A 393-nucleotide genomic window follows, 5' to 3' on the forward strand; every position below is an offset into this window, starting at 1 on the left:
TGAGTCTTAAAACCTACATAGGAGAATTCTAACACAGCGTCGGGTGATACCACCACAATTTCATAGGTCCCATCGAAATTGGTCACCACTCCAATATTTGTTCCTTTGACCTGAACCGTAACACCAGGCAAGGGTAGTCCATCACTTTCGGAAATAACCTTTCCCCGAACTATGGACTGTGACTCTAATTGTTCTTCGTTGCTAAGCGAAAAACCGTCTCGGGCAAACAAGGTGTTGCCAGAGAGAATAAGACAGAGAAAAAGTAAAGGAATTCTCTGCAGAAATACCGTAATTTTTGGTGGCATAATTAGCTTGGATTTAATTGAACAATAACATTAAGGTCAGAACTACATCGTTTTCGAAAAAAGTCCAAAAAATAAATCGAAATAATTT

General features: G+C 38.9%; 1 protein-coding gene. It reads right to left on the bottom strand.

Features of this window, described 5'->3' with window-relative positions; translation table 11 throughout:
• Positions 1-305, bottom strand: a 305-nt coding sequence (locus HC175_RS19975; RefSeq protein ID WP_168139829.1) for a carboxypeptidase-like regulatory domain-containing protein, incomplete at its 3' end; no start/stop codon positions are given.
• Between the last annotated feature and the right edge of the window lie 88 nt (positions 306-393).

The sequence above is a fragment of the Salinimicrobium oceani genome, from assembly GCF_012037645.1.